Source organism: Corynebacterium sp. HMSC035E02, from assembly GCF_001836065.1.
Lineage (GTDB): Bacteria > Actinomycetota > Actinomycetes > Mycobacteriales > Mycobacteriaceae > Corynebacterium > Corynebacterium hiratae.
The window spans coordinates 1-23,192 of record NZ_KV827310.1 but is presented as its reverse complement, the minus strand read 5'-3'; the positions used below and the strand labels follow the sequence as shown (position 1 = coordinate 23,192).

At 61.6% G+C, this 23,192-nt stretch carries 15 protein-coding genes and 1 pseudogene; 7 read left to right on the top strand and 9 right to left on the bottom strand.

The window, feature by feature from the left end; translation table 11 throughout:
• Window positions 1-111: 111 nt before the first annotated feature.
• The 4 genes from HMPREF2635_RS02095 to HMPREF2635_RS02080 all read right to left on the bottom strand — a co-directional run bounded on the left by HMPREF2635_RS02095 (window position 112) and on the right by HMPREF2635_RS02080 (window position 5,111).
• Window positions 112-1,011, bottom strand: a complete 900-nt coding sequence (locus HMPREF2635_RS02095; protein WP_070547265.1) for a DUF559 domain-containing protein — start codon at window positions 1,009-1,011, stop codon at window positions 112-114.
• Between the two features lie 249 nt (window positions 1,012-1,260).
• On the bottom strand, window positions 1,261-2,814 hold the full coding sequence (gene hutH, locus HMPREF2635_RS02090) for a histidine ammonia-lyase (RefSeq protein ID WP_070511507.1): 1,554 nt from the start codon (window positions 2,812-2,814) through the stop codon (window positions 1,261-1,263).
• Between the two features lie 184 nt (window positions 2,815-2,998).
• Entirely contained in the window at window positions 2,999-3,727 is a 729-nt protein-coding gene (locus tag HMPREF2635_RS02085) for an IclR family transcriptional regulator (RefSeq protein WP_049155142.1), read from the bottom strand.
• 37 nt (window positions 3,728-3,764) lie between these two features.
• On the bottom strand, window positions 3,765-5,111 hold the full coding sequence (locus HMPREF2635_RS02080; RefSeq protein WP_070821197.1) for a YjiH family protein: 1,347 nt from the start codon (window positions 5,109-5,111) through the stop codon (window positions 3,765-3,767).
• Window positions 5,112-5,478: 367 nt separating this feature from the next.
• On the opposite strand from HMPREF2635_RS02080, the gene HMPREF2635_RS02075 reads away from it, so the two are divergent.
• From HMPREF2635_RS02075 to HMPREF2635_RS02060, 4 genes are read left to right on the top strand one after another with little or no spacing between them, the layout of a single operon-like run.
• Window positions 5,479-6,861, top strand: coding sequence for an amino acid permease (locus HMPREF2635_RS02075; RefSeq protein WP_070679595.1), 1,383 nt, complete (start codon window positions 5,479-5,481; stop codon window positions 6,859-6,861).
• A 2-nt stretch (window positions 6,862-6,863) separates the two neighbouring features.
• Window positions 6,864-7,832 carry a formimidoylglutamase gene (hutG, locus tag HMPREF2635_RS02070; RefSeq protein ID WP_070821196.1) on the top strand — a complete coding sequence of 323 codons (969 nt, stop codon included), beginning with the start codon at window positions 6,864-6,866 and terminating at the stop codon, window positions 7,830-7,832.
• A gap of 33 nt (window positions 7,833-7,865) precedes the next feature.
• Window positions 7,866-8,258 carry a (deoxy)nucleoside triphosphate pyrophosphohydrolase gene (locus HMPREF2635_RS02065; RefSeq protein WP_070515521.1) on the top strand — a complete coding sequence of 131 codons (393 nt, stop codon included), beginning with the start codon at window positions 7,866-7,868 and terminating at the stop codon, window positions 8,256-8,258.
• Window positions 8,255-11,371, top strand: coding sequence for a DUF3427 domain-containing protein (locus HMPREF2635_RS02060; RefSeq protein ID WP_070821195.1), 3,117 nt, complete (start codon window positions 8,255-8,257; stop codon window positions 11,369-11,371). Before HMPREF2635_RS02065 ends, HMPREF2635_RS02060 begins: the two co-directional genes overlap by 4 nt.
• Window positions 11,372-11,667: 296 nt before the next feature.
• Here the strand turns inward: HMPREF2635_RS02060 and HMPREF2635_RS02055 are convergent, their stop codons facing one another.
• A complete protein-coding gene (locus HMPREF2635_RS02055) occupies window positions 11,668-12,903 on the bottom strand; it encodes an MFS transporter (RefSeq protein WP_070511498.1) in 1,236 nt (411 codons plus the stop codon).
• A 106-nt stretch (window positions 12,904-13,009) separates the two neighbouring features.
• Here HMPREF2635_RS02055 and HMPREF2635_RS13605 point away from each other — a divergent pair, with 106 nt between their 5' ends.
• Window positions 13,010-13,537, top strand: a complete 528-nt coding sequence (locus HMPREF2635_RS13605; RefSeq protein WP_246818633.1) for a hypothetical protein — start codon at window positions 13,010-13,012, stop codon at window positions 13,535-13,537.
• Between the two features lie 50 nt (window positions 13,538-13,587).
• On the opposite strand, the gene HMPREF2635_RS02045 is transcribed toward HMPREF2635_RS13605, so the two are convergent.
• The 3 genes from HMPREF2635_RS02045 to HMPREF2635_RS02035 form a co-directional block, all read right to left on the bottom strand.
• Entirely contained in the window at window positions 13,588-14,439 is an 852-nt protein-coding gene (locus tag HMPREF2635_RS02045) for an ECF transporter S component (protein ID WP_070511494.1), read from the bottom strand.
• Window positions 14,440-14,514: 75 nt separating this feature from the next.
• Window positions 14,515-15,378 (bottom strand): DNA primase, encoded by an 864-nt coding sequence (locus tag HMPREF2635_RS02040; protein ID WP_070821194.1) that lies wholly within the window; start codon window positions 15,376-15,378, stop codon window positions 14,515-14,517.
• 76 nt (window positions 15,379-15,454) lie between these two features.
• Window positions 15,455-17,194 (bottom strand): carboxylesterase/lipase family protein, encoded by a 1,740-nt coding sequence (locus HMPREF2635_RS02035; protein ID WP_070821193.1) that lies wholly within the window; start codon window positions 17,192-17,194, stop codon window positions 15,455-15,457.
• 114 nt (window positions 17,195-17,308) lie between these two features.
• Here HMPREF2635_RS02035 and HMPREF2635_RS02030 point away from each other — a divergent pair, with 114 nt between their 5' ends.
• Both HMPREF2635_RS02030 and HMPREF2635_RS02025 read left to right on the top strand, forming a co-directional pair.
• Complete coding sequence (locus HMPREF2635_RS02030; protein ID WP_070821192.1) at window positions 17,309-18,076, top strand: hypothetical protein; 768 nt, start codon at window positions 17,309-17,311, stop codon at window positions 18,074-18,076.
• A gap of 153 nt (window positions 18,077-18,229) precedes the next feature.
• Window positions 18,230-21,931: a multifunctional oxoglutarate decarboxylase/oxoglutarate dehydrogenase thiamine pyrophosphate-binding subunit/dihydrolipoyllysine-residue succinyltransferase subunit gene (locus tag HMPREF2635_RS02025; RefSeq protein WP_070821191.1), complete on the top strand. Its 3,702-nt coding sequence runs from the start codon at window positions 18,230-18,232 to the stop codon at window positions 21,929-21,931.
• 701 nt (window positions 21,932-22,632) lie between these two features.
• On the opposite strand, the pseudogene HMPREF2635_RS02020 reads toward HMPREF2635_RS02025, so the two are convergent.
• Window positions 22,633-23,192 (bottom strand): annotated as a pseudogene (locus HMPREF2635_RS02020) (hypothetical protein); the annotation flags it as partial.

The following is a 23,192-nucleotide window of genomic DNA, read 5'->3' as shown; positions in this document are numbered from 1 at the left end:
GCCCAACCCAAAAGTGCAGACCTGGAAGTGCATTCACGCAGGAGGGCGTCGTCCAGCGCCAAGGCAATGCTTTACGACGACCAGCAGGTCTGCACTTCCAGGTCTGCACTTTTACAAGCGCGGGCCGCGTGCCAGGTGCTTGCCCACCGTCTCCTGGAAATAGTCAGGCCGCGAACTCAACTGTTCTGGGCTAAACCTCAAGACGATGTAGCCCTTGTTGAGGATGGCTTGCTGGCGCCGATGCTCCGCGCGAATTACCTCTTCGGCCTCGAAGCGGTACTTGACGTTTCCGTCAATCTCAATCACGAGCCACCCATTAATGACCAGATCCGCTCGATAGTTCTCAATCACATACTGCGCCTTGACCCAGCGCAGCTCCGGGTAGTCCGCCGCAAGAATCAAGGCACGGGCATAGGATTCCCACGGTGACTCCGCGCAATTGACGCTTTCAGCAACCGCCCGCCGCGCGGCGGCAACACCCTTAACTCTCCCCATAGCGCCGAGCGTTTCGTTAATCCCGAACTGACCTACATTGCGCGCCCGCACGGCATCGACGGCAACGAGCCCCTCCTCAAATCCATAGAACCGCGCAATATCAATGGCCGTGCGCTCCAGGGTTGACACGCGAATCCCGTGAACCACCGTCTCTTTACCGCGCAAATCCATGCGGCGATAACGGACAGTGGCTTTAGATCGTGGAGGTACCGAGTTCGAAGGCAACGTCGCCTCCCATTCGGTCGGCGGCACAACCAGCGGAATTCCATGAATAAGGGCGGCGGACTTTCCCACTAATGTCGCCTTGGGCAAGGTCAACCCGAGCACGTACGCCTTCGCGGTCTCCTTCTGCCACGGCTTGAGTTCGTGCCAATGCACCATCGGCAGCACGAAGCACCACGCCAGTTTGGCCACCTTGCCGGCGTGCACCTTCTTCCACCGGGGATCATCATTGGGTAGCTTGCGAAGGTCGATAAGATGCTGGTCTAAGAAGTTAAAGAGTTGTTCATTGTTCATGCACTACTCATAACCCAGCTTTGTGCGCCTCGCCACAGATAGGCTTCCGTTCTTCGCCTCCGCCGCACTACCTGCAATCCGGTGCCCAGCCAAAAGTGCAGACCTGGAAGTGCAGATGTGCAGGTGGGCGTCGTCCAGCGCAAGGCAGTGCTTTGCGACGACCAGCAGGTCTGCACTTCCAGGTCTGCATTTTTGGAAATAAGACGGCAAGAGAAGGCCCCATGGCACATGCCATGGGGCGGGAGGTGTTTAGCGCAGCGTGCCGACGGCCCCCTCTACCGCAGCCACCAGCGCACCCTCCTTGACCAGGCGCACGGTCTCCTCGATCTCCGGAGAGAGGTAGCGGTCGGTGCCCGGGCCTTGGACGGTCTGGCGCAGGGCATCGATGACCGCGCCGGTACCCTTGGCCGGCTGGCCCTCGCGCATATCGATGGCGCGGGCGGCGGTAAGGATTTCGATGGCGAGGACGCGCTGCAGACCGTCGACAGCCTTGCGGAGCTTGCGAGCACCCGACCAGCCCATGGACACATGGTCTTCCTGCATGGCCGACGACGGAATGGAATCCGCCGAAGACGGGTTGGCCAAGCGCTTGAGCTCAGAGACGATGCCCGCCTGCGCATACTGCGCGATCATGTGGCCGGAGTCCACACCCGGGTCATCGGCCAGGAAGGCGTTGAGGCCGCGGCTGCGAGCAACATCGAGGAAGCGATCGGTGCGGCGCTCAGAGATGGAGGCCAGGTCAGCCACGACGATGGCCAGGAAGTCCAGCGCATAGGCCACCGGCGCGCCGTGGAAGTTGCCGTTGGAGACCACGCGCCCGTCCTTGGCCACCACCGGGTTGTCGACGGCCGCGGCCAGCTCGCGCTCCGCAACCGTTGCTGTGTGCGCCACGGTATCGCGGAAACCGCCAGCCACCTGCGGCGCACAGCGCACCGAGTAGGCGTCCTGCACCTGCTTCTTCTTAAATTCCTCGAGAGCGGCCGCGAGAATCTCCGAGCCCTCTGCGACCTGCAGGATATTGGCCGCAGCATCTGCCTGGCCTGGGTGCGGGCGCAGCTGCTGCAGGTCATCGGCAAAGACCACCAAGGTACCCAGCAGGCCCTCCACCGTCATCGCGGTGGCGATATCGGCGGTCTTGGCCAGCTCACGCAAGTCTGTAATGGCCAGGCAGAGCTGGCCCAGCATGCCATCGGTGCCGTTAATCAGTGCTAGGCCTTCCTTTTCCCGCAGCTTGAGCGGCTCGATACCCGCAGCGGATAGGGCTTCCGCGGCCGGGGTGACCTCGCCGCCATCAACGCGCACCTCGCCTTCACCGAGCAGTGCCAGTGCGCAGTGCGCAAGCGGTGCAAGGTCACCGGAGCAACCCAAGGAACCGTATTCGCGGACCACCGGGTGGATGTTGGCGTTGAGGACCGCAGCATAGGTTTCCGCCACCACCGGACGCACGCCAGTACGCCCAGTGCACAGGGTGGACAGGCGCAGCAGCATGAGCGCGCGAATGACCTCTTGCTCAACCTCCGGGCCCGTGCCTGCTGCATGCGAGCGCACGAGCGAAAGCTGCAGCTGCGCGCGCATCTCCTCCGGAATGTGGCGGCGCGCTAGGGCACCGAAGCCGGTGGAAATGCCATAAACCGGAGTCGGATCCTGGGCCAGCTCCTCGACACGCTCGCGCGTGGAGGCGATTTCCGCCAGGGCATCCTCAGAAATCTCCACCTTCGCGCCATAGCGCGCAACGGCCACGACCTCCTCGATGCTCAGCGCACCGATACCCACGGTCACAGTGGAGGGATAAGAATTAGACATGTAAGGCTCCTTTGACGTCGCTGCGGTACCCCGCCCCACCACCCGCGTGGAAGGGAAGAAGACACGCGAAAACACGTACTTGCTTTCACAAGAATAGAAAAATAGTGATACGCGCGACAGCCTTACGCGTTGCGCTCATAGTACAACAGGCTGCCCGGCGCGCCAATACCCCGCGCACGACCAGTTAGCGGCGCCCGTACATTCTCTCCGCCACCTGCTGCGCTGCCGCGTGCAGTTGCTGTGCGACGTCGGCGGCGTCGGCAGTCCCCACCGGGAAGGTCACCGCCAGCGCCGCCGCGGGCCTGCCCACGTGGTCAACCACCGCCACGCCTACCGACGCCTGCCCGCGCGCCACCACCTCAACTTCTTCGGCCCATCCGCGTTCGCGCACCTGGCGCAAGATTTCCTTGTACTCCCCAAAACCTAAAGAACCGGGGACGAATGCTGCACGCCACTCCGCCTCTGGGAGCAGGGCCAGCATCGCCCGCCCGGAGGCCGTGCGCTGCGCCTGCAGCCGCACTCCCCTCTCCGTGACCAAGGACAGCGCCCCCGGCGCGCGAATCTCGTTGAGGTAGAGAATCTCCGAGCCCGCCAAACGCGACAGGTGCCCCGATCCCCCGACACTGCTGGCAATCCGCTCGAGGTGCCCCTGGGTTACCCGCACCAGGGGCTGCTGCGTGGCGTAGGCAGCAGCCATCGAATAGGCAACGAGCCCCAACCCATAGGTTTGGTTCTCCGGCAGGTGCACAACGAAGCCCGCGTCCACCATCTCTTTAAGCAGGTGGTAAGTCGTGGAGCGCGGCAGGTTCAGCTCACTGCGAATGCGCGCGGCGGAAATCGGCACGTCGATGGTAGACAGCAGCCGGAGGATCTCCAGCGCATTGCGCGCCGCCGGGACTCGGGAGGTACTCATGGGCCCACATTCTAGTGAGCCCTCGTACAAGTCCCAGCTAAGTCACCAGGAGGGCAATCGGCGTCGTAATGATGATGGTGAGCACCACGCGCTCGAACCAGATGACCACGATCTGCCACAGCTTGATCGGAATCTTTGTGGCCAGAATACAGGGCACCAGCGCGGAGAAGAAGATGATGGCGGAAATCGCCACCACGCCGATGACGAACTTGAGCACCATGCTTTCAGAACCAGCCACCGCAGTCGCCGGCAGGAACATCTCCGCAATGCCCATGGCCGCGGCCTTGCCCGCCAGCTCCGGCTCCGGCAGCTGGACAATCCACGCGAACGGGTAGAACAGGTAGCCCAGCCAATCGAAGAGCGGCGTGAAGTTAGCCAGCAGCAGGCCAATCAGGCCCACAGACATGATGGAGGGCACAATCGCCGACGCCATGCGCACGCCATCGCGCAGGTTCTCCCAAATGGCAGCGCCCAAAGACGGCGCGCGGTCCAGCGCCAGCAGCGCTTCCCGCCACGCTGCCTTAAAGAAATTGCCCTTCACTGGCTTTTCCGGGTCCGGTTGCACGCCGTCTACGTAGTCGTCGGGAATCCTGCTCAGCGGCGGAATCCACACGGTAATCGCCGTAACCAGGAAGGTCACCACGAGGGAGACACCGAAGTAGATGCCCCACATATCCATCAGGTCGAGCTGCTTGGCGACGATCACCATGAAGGCAGCGGAGACCGTCGAGAAGCCCGTCGCAATGATGGAAGCCTCACGCGCGGTGTAGCCGCCGCGCTGGTACACGCGGTCAGTAATGAGGATTCCCAACGAGTAAGAACCCACGAAGGAGGCCACCGCGTCAATGGCGGAGCGCCCCGGCGTGCGCCACAGCGGACGCATGATGGGCTGCATGAATACGCCGACGAATTCCAGAAGGCCGTAGCTGATGAGCAAGGCCAGGAAAGCGCCGCCGATGGGCACAATGAGCCCGACTGGCGTGGCAATCGAGTTCCACAGGAAGGGCACGATGTCCTCGTTGCCCAGCACTCCGGGAAGCTTTCCGATGACCATCAGGAAGGAGACCACCAGGCCCACCACGTTGAGGACGGTAAAAACCGCCTGGAGCGGGCCTTCTTTCCAGTTTTTATTCACGATGCTGCGCACCGTGCCGTAGAGCGCCAGCGCCAGGATGAACCAAGGCACCAAGACGTCCGCATAGGTGCGGATGATGGTGACCATGTGGTCAAGCGGGATGGACTTCTTTCCGTCGTAGCTGATGGGAAAGAAGAATACGAAAGCGCCAATAGCGCTGTAGACAAAGAGGCGCCAGATGCCCTTCTTGGAGGGGACATCGTCGTCGCTCTCGTAGAAGGCGTCAACGATTGCGTCTTCAGAGTTCATGTTCTACCTCACGGTGGTGGAAACGACACGTCATTAGCACGGCCACAACACGCTCACTTCTTGAACGTGCCAAGCAAACACACGCCACTACAAGGCGATTGCTTTAAGCCATGCCCACGCGACAGCCACACGCAGGTCTTCCATATGTTAGCGGAGCCACACGTAGATGTCATCCAATTCACCCCCACAGAATGAATGAGTTCGCCGTCATAGGCCTAGGTGAGCTACCCCCACCACAAAAAAATTGACCGCACATCTGAACTAGAGGAAAGTAGCTCCCGGAATCACTCGCACCAACCACTCCCCTCATCCGCAGCGCTAAGACTAGCTAGCGCCACAAGAGGGGCTCAGAGGAGGACGCATCCCCGTGGCAGAAACCACCACCAAGCGCCCCGGCTTGAAACACCGTCACCTGCACTTCATCGCCTTGGGCTCGGCCATCGGCACCGGCCTGTTCTACGGCTCCGCCGGCGCCATCCAAGCCGCCGGCCCCTCGGTCCTCTTGGTCTACCTCCTCGGCGGCGCCGTGGTTTACTTTCTCCTGCGCGCACTCGGTGAGATGTCCGTGCACCACCCCGTTACCGGCTCCTTCGCCGAGTACGCCCGCACCTTCCTAGGCCCCTGGGCCGGCTATATCACCGGCTGGATGTTCGCCTTCGAGATGGTCATTGTGGCCCTCGCGGATCTCACCGCCATCGGCGTCTACATGCAATTTTGGTTCCCCGGCTCGCCCAAGTGGGTGTGGGTCGCCGCCACGCTCCTCCTCGTCGGCGGCGCCAACCTCGCCACTGTCAAGGCCTTCGGCGAGCTGGAGTTCGCCTTCACCATCGTCAAGGTCGGCGCCGTCATCGCCATGATTTTAGGTGGCGTGGCCGTACTCGTCTTCGGCCTCTCCACCGCGGAGACCACCGGCCCAGCCAACCTGGTCAACGATGGCGGCTTCTTCCCCAACGGTGTCTCCGGCATGGTCGCCTCCTTCATCCTCGTCCTCTTCGCCTTCGGCGGCACGGAGATCGTCGGCGTGGCCAGTGCGGAGGCCGAAGACCCCGCCAAGTCCGTGCCCAAGGCCGTCAACACCATCCCGGTGCGTATCCTGCTGTTCTACGTCTTGGCCATCCTGGTCATCCTCATGATCAACCCCTGGCGCAGCATCACCGGTGAGGAAAGCCCCTTCGTCCAAATCTTCTCCACCCTCGGCGTCACCTGGGCTGCGGCCGCCCTCAACGTCGTCGTCATCACCGCGGCGGTCTCCGCCATCAACGCCGATCTCTTCGGCGCCGGCAACGTACTCACCGGCCTCGCCCGCCAGAACCTCGCTCCGAAGGTCATGGCCCAAAAGACCCGCGGTGTGCCGGTCATGACCATGATCATCCTGCTCATCGTCATGGTCATCGGCACCGGACTCAACGCGCTCATCCCGGATAATGTCTTTGAGGTCATCGCCTCCCTGGCCACCTTTGCCACCATCTACGTGTGGTTGATGATCCTGCTCGCCCACGTGGCCTCCCGCCGCCAGATGCCACCCGAAGAACGCGCCAGCCTGAAATATACCGTCCCCTTCTGGCCCTGGGGCCAATATTTCTCCATCGCCTTCATCATCTTCACTTTTGGCATCATGGTGTGGCAGGAGCAGTACCGCCCGGCACTCGCCACGGGCGTTATCTTCATCCTCCTGATGACCGCCATCTTCTACCTCACCGGCCGCCGCACCGCCGCAGGTACCACGCAAGGAACAGACGCGAAAGGATAACCATGAACACCGTTGATGCCCCCGCCTACTCCCCTGCCCCCGAGTGGTCCGGCCGCTCCGATGGCCCGGGCCCCGAGCATGCGCGGTGGCACAGCGTGATTCGTCCGCTGGACGTCGCCAAGCCCCAGGCAGAACCCGGCGTCGCACTCCTGGGCTTCGCCTCCGACGAGGGCGTGGAGCGCAACCATGGCCGCCCCGGCGCGGCTGCGGGCCCGGTCGCACTGCGCAGCGCCCTGGGTTCCCTGGCGCTGCACCACACGCATCCGCTGTACGACGCCGGCACGATCACCACCCAAGGCACCGACCTTGAGGGCTCCCACGAGCGCCTCTCCGACGCAGTGGAGACACTCTCGCGCGCCGGGCACCTACCCATCATCCTCGGCGGCGGCCACGAGACCGCCTTCGGCTCCCACCGCGGTGCCTTCCGGGCCCAGGGACCGCTGCAGATCATCAACCTGGACGCGCACTTCGATCTCCGCACCGCGGACGTGCCCACCTCCGGCACCCCGTTCAAACAGATTTCTGAGCTGGTCGGCCGCGAGGACTTCGACTATTCCGTCCTGGGAATCTCCCGCCCCAACAACACGCCCGTGCTTTTCGACGAAGCCGCCGCCCTCGGCGTCACCGTCGTCCTCGACGAGGAACTGCTCAGCATGGACCGCGCCCAGCTGCTCGAAACCGTCGAGCGCATCTGCGCCGGCACGAAGCCCATTCACCTCTCCATCGACCTCGACGTGCTGCCTGCCGACCAAGCACCTGGTGTCTCCGCCCCCGCCGGCCTCGGCGTGCCGGTGAACATCATCCGCGAACTCGCGCTCACCATCGCCGCCACGGGACGCCTCGCGCTTGTCGACGTCGTCGAGCTCAACCCCACCTTCGACACCGACAACCACACCGCCAAGCTGGCCGCGCGGTTGATCGATGACATTGTGACGGCGCATTTTTCTGCTGCCGCGGACACGAATTCCTAGATAAGACCGGGGCCAGCCGGCATACTGGTCCCCATGAGTTCACCGATTCGTGTTGTCGGAGCCGTCTTCGCTAAGGGCAATAGATTCCTGGCCTGCCGCAAAGCCCCGGGAAAATCCCTAGCCGGCATGTGGGAATTTCCGGGCGGCAAGATTGAACTCGGTGAAACACCCGAGCAGGCTCTCGCGCGTGAAATTAAGGAAGAGCTTTCCGTAACCGCAACCGTTGGCGACAAGGTCACCTCGACCGTGTACGAGTATGACTTCGCCACCATCGAGCTCACTACGTTTCTGTGCACCATCGAGTCCGGTGACCTGACTCTCAGTGATCACGATGCGACTCGTTGGGTGTCCCCTGCCGAGGCGCAGGAACTCGACTGGGCTCCCGCAGACATCCCCGCCGTCAAGCTGGTTTCTTCGCGCCTATGAGTTCCGATTCTCTCCTGCCTTTCGGCATCTATGAAACCCCGGTCACCGCTCGTATCCAGGAGCGGATCGAGGAAACTAAGCGGGCTCGTCCCACGGCCGCAACGGGCATCGCCCATGGAACCATGAAAGACGTGAACCCTCGGTTCGCCGCGGCAGTGTCCCAGCATTTTGCCAAGGTCCTCGAGCAAAAACTAACAGAGCTAAATAAGCCCGAGGAGCGCGTGGCCCTCATTAATGGACTCGCACAACACCTCGGGGAAGATGAGTCTATTTCTGCGGAACAGCTGCTCTATGCCATCTACAGCTCAGAGCTCGCAGAGGCACCAGAGCTTCCCGAGGTCTCACTCAACGCCAGTGCTTTGTTCACCAACAGCGTGGACGACACCAATATGTCGGTCGAGATCGCCCGCGAGATCCGCACTGCGGACTCCGTCGATTTGCTGTGCGCTTTCATCAAGAGTTCGGGTATTGCGGTCATCAGCGATCAACTGGAGTACCTCAGGGATCATCAGATCCCGCTGCGCGTCATCACTTCGACGTATTGCGGAGCGACCGAAGCCGCCGCCGTGCGTCGTCTCGTGGAGGACTATGGCGCTGAGGTCCGGATTTGCTATGAGCACAAGACCACTCGCCTGCATGCCAAGGCCTGGCTCTTCCGCCGCCAGTCTGGCTTCGATACCGCGTTCATCGGTAGCTCAAATCTTTCGCGCTCGGCGCTTGTCGACGGCTGGGAATGGAACGTCCGCGGCTCCCGCTCCTCCACTCCGGAGATCATCGAAAAATTCATCAAGACCTTCGATAGCTACTGGTACGACACTCACTTCAAAGCCTTCGACCCCGAGGAAGACTACGACCGCCTCGTAAACGCGCTCGGCAGCGCCAAATTCCTCGAATCAAAGCCCGGCGAGAAGCTCGAGCTGTCAGGCCTTCGCGTTGAGCCCTACCCCTACCAGGAGGAGATGCTTGAAGCCCTAGAGTCCGAGCGCGAAGTTCACGATCGCCACCGCAACCTCCTCATTGCCGCTACCGGCACAGGCAAGACTGTTGTGGCAGCACTGGACTACCGCCGCTTATGCGAGAAGCAGGGGCGTAGGCCACGGTTACTGTTCATTGCTCACCGGCGCGAGATTCTTACCCAGGCCCAGCGAACCTACCGCGAGGTTCTTCGCACTTCTGGTTTTGGTGAGCTCCTCGTCAGCGGTGAGCAGCCAGCCGAGTGGGACCATGTCTTCGCCAGCATCCAGTCCCTGCATGGGAAGCGCCTAGCCCAGATTGCGCCGGATCACTTTGAAGTCGTCGTCATCGATGAGTTCCACCACGCCGAGGCTTCGACCTACCGGGCAGTGCTCGACTACCTGCAACCGCGCGAGCTCTTGGGGCTAACGGCCACACCGGAGCGCGGTGACGGCGAGAACGTGCAGAAGTATTTCGACTACCGCGTGGCACATGAACTTCGCCTCTGGGATGCGTTGCGCCTACAGCTCCTTGCCCCCTTGCACTACTACGGGGTGGACGATGACACGGACCTGACGAGTCTGACTTGGAACCGTGGGAAGAAGGACTACCAGACTGCGGAGCTCAGCGAGTTCTATATCAAGGCCGGTGAAAAGCGCACCAGGTTCATCATCAATGAGCTCAACCGCCGTATCTTCGACCTCTCCGACATGAAGGCCCTTGGCTTCTGCGTCTCCATCGCTCACGCCGAATACATGGCCGAGCAATTCAACCTTTTCGGCATCCCTGCCAAAGCGGTAAGCAGCAAGCTCAGTGTCGATGAGCGTCGACGCGCCATTGAGCAGCTTCGCGAAGGCACCATCAGCATCATCTTCGCGGTCGATATTTTCAACGAGGGCGTGGACATCCCCGAGGTCAACACGCTGCTGCTTCTGCGCCCGACGCAGAGCCCAGTGCTTTTCGTCCAACAGCTTGGCCGAGGTCTGCGCCTCAACGAAGGAAAGAACGCCTGCACCGTCTTTGATTTCTTAGGTGTCCAGCACGAAGAATTCGATTTCGAAGAGCGCTTCAAGGTCTTGACCGCCGCGCGCGGAAAGAACCTGGCCAAGGAGGTGGAGCAGGGCTTCCCCACTGCTCCACCAGGCTCCAACATCACTTTGGACCGCGTGACTACCGAGCGCGTCTTGAAGAACATCAAGCGCTTGGCCCGTAACTCGATCAAAAAGATCCGAGCACTCGTTACTGACTACGGCACGACCGATCTCGCTAGTTTCATTAATAGCTCAGGGGTTCCGGTGGAAGATATCTACCGCCGCAAGGGCATTACGTGGACCACGCTGCTGCGTGATGAAAAGCTGCTGCCCTCCGCCCCCGCGAATGAACACGAAGAGTTTCTTCTCAGCCGAATCCGCGTGCTACTGCACATCAATGACCCGAACCGCGTAGCGGCCTACAAACTTCTCATTTCTCCGGACGGGCCCAACGAGAAAGACATGACTCCCGAGCAAACTCGGTACGCCACCATGCTCGTATTGGCTCTGTGGGCAAATTCAAATACGACGGTGCCGGAATCGCTTGATGAGGCCCTGCGTATCATCCGGGCCTGTCCTTCCTTCGTCGCTGAGGTTACTCAGGTCATGCGGCTCACACTCGACCGGTCCCGCGTCATCCCGGAGAAATCAACGAATAGCGTCTTAGAAACTCACGCGGACTACAGCCTTGCTGAACTGGTCGGGGCGTTGGACGATGGCCCGTTGCGTAAGCTCGCGAATTTGCCACGTGAGGGCGTACGCCGCTTCCATGCTTCCAACACTGATCTCTTCCTCGTCACATTCCAGAAGGACGAAAACGTCAGTGCCTCGACGAACTACCGCGACTATCCGCTAGCACCAGATCGTTTGCATTGGGAGTCCCAATCCACCACATCCCTCAAGTCCGCAATGGCCCGACGTTACATCCACCACCACGAACTCAACGGCAACATCATCATCGCTACGCGTTTTACTAAGCGGAACAAGGTAGACACTGCGTCGGCATATACCTTCTTGGGCAATGTCGATTACGTCACGCACAGAGGCGAGAAACCCATCCAGTTTGAATGGAGTCTTCGTCGCGACATGCCCAAGCAGTTGTACGCAGCCGGACGCACTGTGGCTTAAGCCTCACTTAAAGTCAAGCTGTGAAGTTGACGTCGTTATCACCATAAATTAATATTTGCTTAGCAGATTAAGAAAAGATTAGTCTCTGATGCCTTTGTGCAGAAGTGTGGAGGACAGTCATGGGAGCCGCGAGCGAGCGCAGCCGGAAGGGGTGGAGCCGCCCTGATAACGGTTCTGGAACTTCCATCTATGGCTTTACGCGTTTTCGGGAGCGCAGCTTCAAGACTGGCACGACGCCTCGTTGGGCTGCGTGCAGCAAGAAAGTGCGCCGTACTCGCTAGATAGAGCCACGCCTATTAACGCCGTGGGCGGTAGCGGCGGCGCAGACCCCGCAGGATACCTTTCCTCTCCCCTAGGGTGTCGCGACCAAACATCCACGCCACAACACCTGCCACGGCGACAATCGCGCAGAAACCAAAGGCTGTCTCAAACCCGTACCTATCCGCCAGGAGACCGATGACGATGGGGCCCAGGATTTGCCCGAAATCGCCTGCCATCTGGAATGTCGACAGCACCTGGCCACCCGAGCGCTGGGAACCAACGATGTCTGCCACAGCCGCCTGCTGCGAAGGGGCGATAAGGCCCGAAGCCGCGCCGGACAGGGCGGAGAGGATGAGCAGGGAAACGATGTTCGTCGCCAAGCCCAGTGTTCCAACGAACAAGGCAGACCCCACGAGACCCGCCACAATCAGTGGACGACGCCCCACGCGGTCGGACCAGGAGCCGGAGAATTGCAGGACGATGGCGTTGCCCGCAGCAAAGACCGCCAATGCGATACCCGACGCGGATGCGCCGTTGGCAAAAATCGCAGCGGCAAACAGCGGTAGGACGGCTACGCGCACGCCCATGTTGATCCAGCCTTGGGCGAAGTTTGACGTCAGCACTGCACGATAAGCAGTGTCCGCCCAGGCCTCCTCCAAGCGCATTGGCGGGAGGCTGCGTCGGCTCTCATCAGCCTTGGACACAGGCGGCATGAGGCTCCACACGACGAGCGCCGCAATCGCCACACCAACACCGTAGATAAAGAAGGGCCAGCGGAAGCCCAGGAAGGAGAGGCTCGCGCCAACGAGAGGGCCGATGACGTTACCGAGGAGGAAGGACGTGGCATAGGTGGCCGAACAGCGCCCGCGGATGCTGGGTGGGGCGAGGCGCACGATGAGCCCCATCGCCGCGACGGTGAACATCGTCGAACCAATACCGGCGATAGTGCGCAAGGCGAGGATCTGCCAGTACTCCTGCGCCACGCCCACGAGGCCGGTGGTAACTGCCACGGTAAGCAATCCCGTCACGTACACCCTGCGCGTACCTACGCGGTCGATGAGAAAGCCCGCAGCCGGGGCGAAGATGAGACGGCTGGCAGAAAAGACGGAGACAACCAGACCGGCCGCGGCCATCGAGACGTCAAAGCTGACGATGAACTGCGGCAGCAGCGGCGCGATGAGACCATAGCCTAAGGCGATGATGAACCCGGCGGTGACCATGACCCAGATTTCCCGCGGGATTTTAACCTGCGGTGCTGCAGTATTTTTCATATCGCCACTCACTGTAGCTCATCACGTCAAATGACCGAACGCCTGCTCGAACAACTGTTCGGATCTGTGTGCGGTGATGTCCGTGCCTACCCCTAGTGTGTGGGCCATGAAGAACTACAGCAGCATTCACCAGTCCGTTCAGTCCCCTTTCCCGGCCGACGTGAGTACGAGCGAACTCACCACTGAGATCCTCTACCACCACCATGAAACTCTTCGCTCCATCGAAAGCATCATCCGCCACCCGCGCTCGCTCGCGCGACCCACTCCGCAATGGCGGCCGCCATCAAAGGTGTTGCCACCAGTAGACATACAGGATAGCAAATCACTACCGCTGACCTTTACTGTCTCGCGCCACCGCGTGGGTGAGCGCGCCAAGGCTCGCGTACTGGGCTACGGCGAAAGGCGCGTGCCGTCCTATCTCATTACGGTGCGCATCACCGACCCCACCGGCCGCCCGGTTTCCCCTTCGTTGGCGGAGGCATGGGTGCGCGCCCTAGTCCCAGAGGAGCTCGTCTCCGCAGTGCATGAAATTTCCAGCAGCAGCGCGGCCACGTTTGTGTGGCTGGTGGATAGCGCTTATACCCCGGTGCATTCACCACTCTCGCTCTTCGAAGGCTTCAGCCAGGCTGCGTAATGCGCTCCCTCCGCAGTGCATGAGGCTCAGTCTCGAGCGTTGTACGCCTGCTAGAAGTAGCGCTGCATGCGCTCGAAAAAGTTGCGGGGTGGCTCTTCTTCAAGCGAAAGCGAGAACCGATCCTCTGTTAGCACGCGGCCGAGAGCCGGGCGTGTCTCCGGGAAATCATAGAGGCGGCGGATCGCCCGCGGCGCCAAGCGAATGGAAAAGCAGACCACGAGCACCGTAAAAGTCTTATCAATGATGTCGGAGCTCAAGGTTTGCACTAGGACTGCCAGGCGCTCGTCGCGCAGGATCAGCTCCAGCAATGCCAGAAGTTGGAGGGGCCCTTGCTGCTCGTACTCAGTTGGAAGGAGCAAGGTCGACATAGCGGATAGTAGCCCGGCAACCACGCCTACCCCGGTTCCGGCGAGCATCATGGCCACCATCCGCTTGAACACTCCGCGGCGCGCTAGCCAACCAAACAGGTAAGCCACCACCACCGCGGTCGGCAGATAGACCAAGAGCAGCGGGTTGTTGATGCTGGCCAGGCACGCACTTAAAACTGACGTGCCGATTCCTAAGACGGGGCCGTAGACGATTGCGATAAACGCCGTGCCCATCATGTCGAGGTACAAGGGGATGTTGACGTTGAAAATCAGCGACGACAACAGTAGGTTCGCCGCCACCGCCAGCAGCGGGTTGACAAGCGCGTGGTTTCCCAAGGATCGCCATTGCGCAGCGATGAACAGCAGTGCTCCCAGCAAACTCAGGCACCATGCACCGGTTGATAAGGCGGAATCGAAGACAAAGCCTGTGTGGCCGTAGCTCGGGGCCAGCGTCAGAGCCCAAGCCAGGCACAAGCATGCTAGAGCGGATCCAACACACAGACGCTGGCTGTGCGATGCCTTGTTATCCGGCATTGGCTGCGGCTGCTCCTCTTCGAAGTCGAGAAATAATACCCGCTTACCCTACCGTAGAAGCTCGGTGTCGTCTGTTTAGTCAGACTCGTTGTCTTCTTCGGCGTCTTCGGAGTCTTCGTCGTAGTCCTCGTCATCGTCGTCGTCGAAGAGAACGTCGTCCTCATCCTCATCGTCGGCGCCGAAGATGTCATAGACCTCCGGCTCGTCGAAGTCGGAGTCATCGATGCTCACCAGTTGAGCTTCCCAATCCAGGGCTTGATCGGAGACGAGGCTCAGGACGTCAAAGAGGCGGTCGAAGTCAGTGTAGGTTCCCAGCTCGAGGGCCTCGGCGGGAACCTCGATGATGGGGGCTAGCCCGCCGTCTTCGTCTTCCGCGGAGCCGAACAGGGCGACGCGCGCTTCCTCGCTCATGTCCTCGGAGGCCTCGGCCTCCCAAAGCTTGCTGATTGCTTCGTCTTCCAGCTCGTCGAGCTCTTCCTCATCAAAGTCGAAGGAGAGGAAACGCACGACTGCGCTCGGGACGCCGTCGATGGTCTCCACCAGCACGCGCAGCTCGGAGTCGTTGGCAACTTCCGCCACGACGAGGTTCGGGTTGAACTCATCCTGGAGAAACTCCAACTCGGCGATGCGCTCATCGGTGCCTTCCAGCAGGTCACGCAGCACCGTCACCACTTGGTCGGTGGCAATGTGACGCGACACGGCCTCAACTGCATCCTCGACGGAGAACGCCACGGACACTAAAACGGCCTCGAAGTCTTCATCATCTTCATCCACATCGGCCGCGGCAATGTAGACGTTGGCCGCCGGCAGGATGGGGTCAATTTCCACAAACTGGATTTCCAAATCGGAAGTGATGGGCACGAACATCACATCGTCGTTGACGCGGGACTCAATGCCCTCCCCGTCCAGCGCAGAGGCGATATCTTCAAAAAAGCTCATGTGATTAACATCCGTCCATGTGGGAGTCTCACCCGGGCTGCTGCCAAGGCCCCACACATCTTACCTGCGATCTCCGTCAATAGCTCTGTTCATCGAGCAGGAATCCCAGTTCCTTCAGAATCTCCGGGCGTCCAGTACCCCACTCCAACATGTCGTAGGACTGCCATGCTTGGCGACGCCCCTCCATCGGCGCCTCCTCCACGCGCGGCTCCACATCGAAAACCATGGTTGAGCGCTGCGGCGCGCGGTATTGCGGCCAGTTGTCTAGAGGCGCTCCGCCCCGAATGAACTCGCCCCACTGCGCCTGCATGGCCTCGGTTACGTCCTCCATCTCGGAGGGCTTGGCAATGCTGTTCAGGAAGGAGACGCGCGACGCCCCCGGGTCACCAAAGATATTGGAGAGCTCCATCGAGTGCATCGCCCCCAAACCCAACCAGCGCAGCGCCGCCGGAGCGAAGTCGAAGCGGTACATCCACGTGGGATAGCGCCGTGCGTGTTCGGAGGCCACGCGGACGGTAGGGGCCCAAAAGAGGGCGTCGGTCAGCAAATCCCCGAAATCGCGGCGGGAGACCGCACCGCCGTAGGCCGCGATGACATCCGGCGCGCTCTCCGGATCGAAGGAAGCCAGAAGTCGCAGGGCCGCGCGCTCCCGGGCGCTCTGGCGCTGGAAGAGGAACTTTCCAAAGCTGGCCTCACCGGAGTTGGTTCCCACCAGCAGCGGCACCGGGTGTTGGTTGCCGTCCTCAAAGGCTTCGATGGGATGTTGCGGGATGAGGTCCCCATCGACAGTCGGCGCATAGCAGGAGTTCAGGTACAGCAACTCGCCCGCGCGCCACATCATGGACTGGCCAGAGCGCACTAGGTCCGCGAAGTCCTCGCGGCGCAGATCATCAGCTGTGGTATCGCGCGGCAAGGCCATCTTGTGAACCAGCTCGCGGGCCCAAAACACCGATTGCGCTCGTGAATGAATCATGCCGATCGGCGGCGACTGCGCAATCGCGCGGTGAAAAAGCCCTTCTGCGCGCGGCACGGCCATGAGTGTCAGGACCGCTGCGCCGCCAGCGGATTCGCCCATGAGCGTGACGTTGTCCGGGTCCCCGCCGAAGGCGGCAATATTCTCGCGCACCCACTCCAGCGCTAAGACCTGATCCGCCACGGCCGGGTTGGCGCAGGCCTCCCCGCCAAGACTGCGGACGTCAAGGTAGCCCAAGGCGCCTAAGCGGAAATTCACCGAAACATAGACCACTCCCATCTGGGCCGCGAACTCGAAGCCGCGCAACATCAGCATGTGGGAGGAACCCACAATGAAACTGCCGCCATGCAGATACACCACGACGGGCAACTTCTCCCCTGCCGTGGAATCCGCCGGAGCCCCGGAGCCTGCCGAGGTCTCCGAAGGACCTGTACGGTGTGGGCGGACGATATCAAGGGTCAAGCAATCCTCTGCGCCTTCAATGCGATCCGTCCAGGAATAGACCGGCTGCGGGGCCACGTGCCCGAACTCGCGGCAATCCCGGATGCCTTCCCAGGACGGGGCGGGGCGCGGCTCCATGAAGCGGTTGGTGCCAGACGTATCCGCGCCGAAAGGAATGCCGCGCCAAGAGCGGACCGGAGCGCTCAGCGGACGGTCCGTGCGCAACTCTTCTTCGATGCAGCCGCGTACCCAGCCGCTGGTGGTGAGCACCGTGAGGTCGTCGGCAAGCGCGGTGCGTGCCGCCTCCTGCGCGGCGCAGGCACGGGCATGCAGGGATTCGGCAAGCAAGCGCGCCGCTGCCGCGCTGACCTCGCGCGAAGGGGAAGGCTCAAACTCGCTCATGACTCATACACTAATGCCCTAACCTGCAGGCGCGCTGAATAAAACGTTTTCGATACGGTGGTAAACATACAGTTCAGATTCACAATCAGATTTAGTTAAAAGTTAGGTGAGACAATGTTGGACAAGGTCTTTGGCAAGGACAGCAAAGATAAGGCAGTTAGTCGCCGGGAAGCATCGGTCGATCAAGCCGGCTCCGCAGAGGCCGTGGGCACCTTAGAGGTCGATGAAGCCAACCGCATCACCAAGGGATTCCTGGCGGCCATCGACAAAGTCGTCTCCGTCCAGTCCTCCGTCATCATCAACTATGTCGAGGGCCTAAAGAAGCGCAACCCCGACGCCAGTCCGGCGGAGCTGCAAGAGCTCATCGACAAGCACTTCATGAACATCATCACCGCTACAGGTGCTGCCGCGGGCGCCTCCGCGGCTATCCCCGGCATCGGCCTGGTCACCGGCGCGGCCACTATCGGTGCGGAATCCCTAGTCTTCCTCGAGGCCGCGGCGTGGTACATCCTGGCCTCCGCGCACCTGCGCGGTGACGACATCCGGGACAAGGAGCGCCGCCGCGCGCTGGTTTTGGTGGTGCTCACCGGCTCCCAGGGCAGCGCGTTGGTCGATACCTTTGTGGGTGATGCAACCTCGCTGTCCGGCGTCACCTCCGCAGCTACCCTCTCGCGATTCTCCGGCCCCACCCTTAGCGGCCTCAACGGCCGCTTGACCAAGCTATTCATGAGGCAGGCCACCAAGAAGCTCAAGTGGGCATGGGTGTCCAAGCTGCTGCCGATGGGTGTGGGCGCGGTGCTGGGAACGACCGCCAACCGTAAATTGGGACGCCAAGTGATCAACCATGCGGGCACCCAGCTCTCCCCCCTGCAGGGGGAATAAAAGGGGCGAAACCCGCCCAGGGTAGTGAGCAAACTTACAAGGGCCGTATCATAAAGGGAGACACTTTTCGGGGTGCCTTTCGCACCCGTGGATTGGCCTACTAGAGTCGAACAAAGACAAACTTAGAAGCACAGAAAGAGGCGAGCATCTGCCGTGAGCAACTCGAGCATCTATGGCCCGAATGCGTGGCTGATTGACGAACAGTTTCAGCAGTACTCCAAGGACCCGAACTCCGTAGACAAGGAGTGGCGCGAGTACTTTGAGGCCAACGGGGCACCGAAGTCGGCCGCACAGTCCAAGGCTGCGAACGCTCAATCCAGCACCCCCACCCAGAAGAAGAGCGCGGCACAGGCCGCGCCGAAGAAGGCCCAGGCTGAGGAGAAGGCTTCCTCCGCACCCGCGAAGGCTGCGAAGAAGACGGCGAAGAAGTCCGAGTCCCCGCTGGACCGCATCAAGGAAGCACCGGAGCCGGGCTCCCGCGTACTCAAGGGCATGTTCAAGGCAATCGCCAAGAACATGGACGAGTCCCTGGAGATCCCCACCGCTACCACGGTGCGCGATATCCCGGTCAAGCTCATGTGGGAAAACCGCGCGATGATCAACGATCACCTCAAGCGCACCCGCGGCGGCAAGATCTCCTTCACCCACATCCTGGGCTACGCGCTGGTGAAGGCCGTGCAGATCCACCCGGACATGAACGTGCGCTACGAGCTGCAGGACGGCAAGCCCACCGTCGTCCAGCCGGAGCACGTCAACCTGGGCCTAGCCATCGACCTTCCGCAGAAGGATGGCTCCCGCGCCCTCGTCGTGGCCGCCATCAAGGAAGCGGAGAACAAGACCTTCTCCGAGTTCATCGATGCCTACCAGGACATCGTTGACCGCTCCCGCAAGAACAAGCTGACGATGGACGACTTCTCCGGAGTCACCATCAACCTGACCAACCCGGGCGGCATCGGCACCCGCCACTCCATCGCCCGCCTGACCAAGGGCTCCGGCTCCATCATCGGTGTGGGTTCCATGGATTACCCGGCCGAGTTCGCCGGTACCTCCGCCGACCGCTTGGCAGACCTCGGCGTCGGCCGCCTGGTTACCCTGACCTCCACCTACGACCACCGTGTCATTCAGGGCGCGGAGTCCGGTGAGTTCCTGCGCACCGTGGGCCAGCTGATTCTGGATGATGCCTTCTGGGATGAGCTCTTCGAATCGATGGGCGTTCCCTACCAGCCCTTCCGCTGGGCTGCCGACGTCCCCAACACGGGCGTCGACAAGAACACGCGCGTCATGCAGTACATCGAGGCCTACCGCTCCCGTGGCCACCTGCTCGCGGACATCAACCCGCTGGGTTGGAAGCAACCGGGCCTGCCCTGGCCGGATCACCGCGACTTGGACCTGGCTACCCACGGCCTGACCATCTGGGACCTGGACCGCACCTTCAACGTCGGCGGTTTCGGCGGCAAGGAGACCATGACGCTGCGTGAGGTGGTCAGCCGCTTGCGCGCCGCCTACACCCTCAAGGTTGGCTCCGAGTACGCCCACATCCTGGACCGCGATGAGCGCGGCTGGCTGCAGGAGCAGATTGAGGCCGGTATGCCGAAGCCGACCAACTCCGAGCAGAAGTACATCCTGCAGAAGGTCAACGCCGCTGAGGCATTCGAGAACTTCCTGCAGACCAAGTACGTGGGACAGAAGCGCTTCTCCCTGGAGGGTGCTGAGTCCCTCATTGCCCTCCTGGATTCCATCGTGGACACCGCCGCTGGCCAGGACCTCGACGAAGTTGTCATCGGCATGCCGCACCGCGGCCGCCTCAACGTGCTCTTCAACATCGTGGGCAAGCCGTTGGCGGATATCTTCGGCGAGTTCGATGGCAACTACAAGGGCGGCCAGATGGGCGGCTCCGGTGACGTGAAGTACCACCTGGGCGCTGAGGGCGAGCACCTGCAGATGTTCGGTGACGGCGAAATCAAGGTCACCTTGGCCGCTAACCCGTCTCACCTCGAGGCTGTTGACCCGGTCATGGAAGGTATCGCACGCGCCAAGCAGGACATCCTGGACAAGGGCGCCGGCGCACACACCGTGGTGCCGATCATGCTCCACGGCGATGCTTCCTTCACCGGCCTGGGCGTGGTCCAGGAGACCATCAACCTGTCCCAGCTGCGCGGCTACACCACCGGCGGCACCGTCCACGTTGTGGTCAACAACCAGGTGGGCTTCACCACCACCCCGGACTCCGGCCGCTCCACGCACTACGCCACCGACCTGGCTAAGGGCTTCGACTGCCCGGTCTTCCACGTCAACGGCGACAACCCGGAGGCTGTTGTCTGGGTGGGCAAGCTCGCTACCGAGTACCGCCGTCGCTTTGGCAAGGACGTCTTCATTGACCTCGTGTGCTACCGCCTGCGCGGCCACAACGAAGCCGATGACCCGTCCATGACCCAGCCGCTGCTGTACGACATCATCGATGACCACAAGTCCGTTCGTGAGCGCTACACCGAGGAGCTCATCGGCCGTGGTGACCTCTCCGATGAAGAGGCTGAGGCAGCTGCACGCGACTTCCACGACCAGATGGAGTCCGTCTTCGCCGACCACAAGAAGGCCGAAGAGGCTGGTCCGAAGGAACAGACCGGTATCACCTCCTCCCAGGAGCTGACCCGTGGTCTGGACACCTCCATCACTGCCGAGGAAATCGCCGAGATTGGTGACGCCTACGGCACCCCTCCGGAGGGCTTCGAGTACCACAAGCGCGTGGCCAAGGTGGCTAAGGACCGCGAGAAGTCTGCTCGTGAGGGCGGCATCGACTGGGGCTGGGGCGAGCTCATCGCCTTCGGCTCCCTGGCTAACGCCGGCAAGGTCGTGCGTCTGGCCGGTGAGGATTCCCGCCGCGGTACCTTCACCCAGCGCCACGCTGTGGCCTTCGACCCGCGCACGGGCAACGAGTACAACCCGGTTGCCCGCCTGGCTGAGTCCAAGGGCAATGGCGGCAAGTTCATGGTCTACAACTCCGCGCTGACCGAGTTCGCTGGCATGGGCTACGAGTACGGCTACACCGTGGGTAACCCGGATGCTGTCGTGGCTTGGGAGGCACAGTTCGGTGACTTCGCCAATGGTGCGCAGACCATCATCGATGAGTACGTCTCCTCCGGTGAGGCCAAGTGGGGCCAGCTCTCCAGCCTGATCCTGCTGCTGCCGCACGGCTACGAAGGCCAGGGCCCGGACCACTCCTCCGCCCGCATTGAGCGCTTCCTGCAGCTATGTGCTGAGGGCTCCATGACCGTGGCCCAGCCGTCTACCCCGGCTAACCACTTCCACCTGCTGCGCCGCCAGGCACTCGGTGAGATGAAGCGCCCGCTGGTGGTCTTCACCCCGAAGTCCATGCTGCGTAACAAGGCCGCGACCTCTTCCGTGGAGGACTTCACTGAGGTCAAGAAGTTCCAGTCCGTCATCAACGACCCGAACTACGTTGACATCAACGGCAAGAAGGTCGGCGATACCGACAAGGTCAAGACCATCATGCTGGTCTCCGGCAAGCTCTACTGGGAGCTGGCCAAGAAGAAGGAAGCCGATGGCCGCGACGACATCGCCATCGTGCGCGTGGAGATGCTCCACCCGATTCCGTTCAACCGCCTGCGTGAGGCTTTCGAGGCCTACCCGAACGCAACGCAGATTCGCTTCGTACAGGACGAGCCGGCCAACCAGGGCCCGTGGCCGTTCTACAACGAGCACCTGCGCGACCTCATCCCGGACATGCCGGAGATGGTCCGCGTCTCCCGCCGCTCGCAGTCCTCGACTGCTACCGGTAACGCGAAGGTTCACCAGATTGAGCAGAAGAACCTGCTGGAGGAAGCCTTCGACGTCTAAAGGCGTTCCGACCCAAGGCGCAAGAACATAGCGCCCAACAAGGCCCCGGCCACCACGAACTCACAGCGAGTGTGGTGGCTGGGGCCTTTTATCGTGTTAGGGAGAGGGCGGGATCGGCCCGTCGACACTCTATCTCCGTTCTACGAACAAGGTTGTGTCTTAGCTGAAGACACTCATGCGCAGGACCGCTGAAGGCGGGTACTGAAACGCCCGTGCTTGAAAGCGCAACATTGCAGTCTCCACTGTCATGTCTGCCAACTAGTCCCCCGCGACCAAGGCCACGCTCCTCCCCCTTCGCGCTCACCGTGGAGCCCCAATCAGCCTTCTTACCCACCCCAGTGAGCGCGAAGGGAAGCTTGCATGAGGCTACTACCTACTTGCACGATGCTCAACGGGCCGGGACGTCATAGGTGAAGCAGCGAAGGCCGCGAATGAGTTACACAGCGCGACGCGCGCCACTTGTTAGACCAATGGCTCAGTGACGCCAACTACGTCATGACGTCTAAGTACGGTGTCGGCCGTTTCCCATTCCTGCAGTCTGTCCTCTGCCCCATTACACGGCAAGGGTTCTCAACGAGGGAATCTGACCACCGCATTGAAGTAGCCAAAGAGAAACGCCCGAGCATTTGCTCGGGCGTTTCAATCACGGCTTAGCAAACCGTGTCTTCAGGGCTAGCCCGGCCCTGAAGCTTCCTAGCGGACTAGGATTCCTTGCGGCGACCAGGGCGCAGGAGCAGAACTGCTCCAGCAATCAGTGCCCATGCTGCGGCGAGAAGCCACAGGATATTTGCACCGGTATTCGCCAAGGTGCTGGAAGAGGAGCTCTTCTTGGAGTCCTTGGTGCTCGGGGTCGTGCCATTAGAGCGAGTGGTGTTGTCGCCCTGGCTCGGCTGAGCATTGTTGTTGGACTCCACAGCACTCGGCTGTGCTGCCTCACCTGGTGCCTGCGGCTGCCGCTGCGGTTGCTGCTGAGCCTCACCCGGAGCCTTCGGCTCCAGTGGCTTCAGAGGCTCGAAAGGCTTCTCCGGCAGTGCAGGATCATGCGGCGGCTTGAAGAAGTGGCTCAAGACCGGCGGCACAAGAACCAGCGGAATGAGCAGCGGCCACAGGCCACCGAGCTCAGGAATACGAGGTTCGTTCGGCTTGCCCGGTTCGTTCGGTTCGTTCGGTTCGTTCGGTTCGTTCGGCTCGTTCGGGTCAGTCGGCGTAGTCGGAGTGGTCGGCTCGGTTGGCTCGTTCGGCTTGCCCGGCTCGTTCGGCT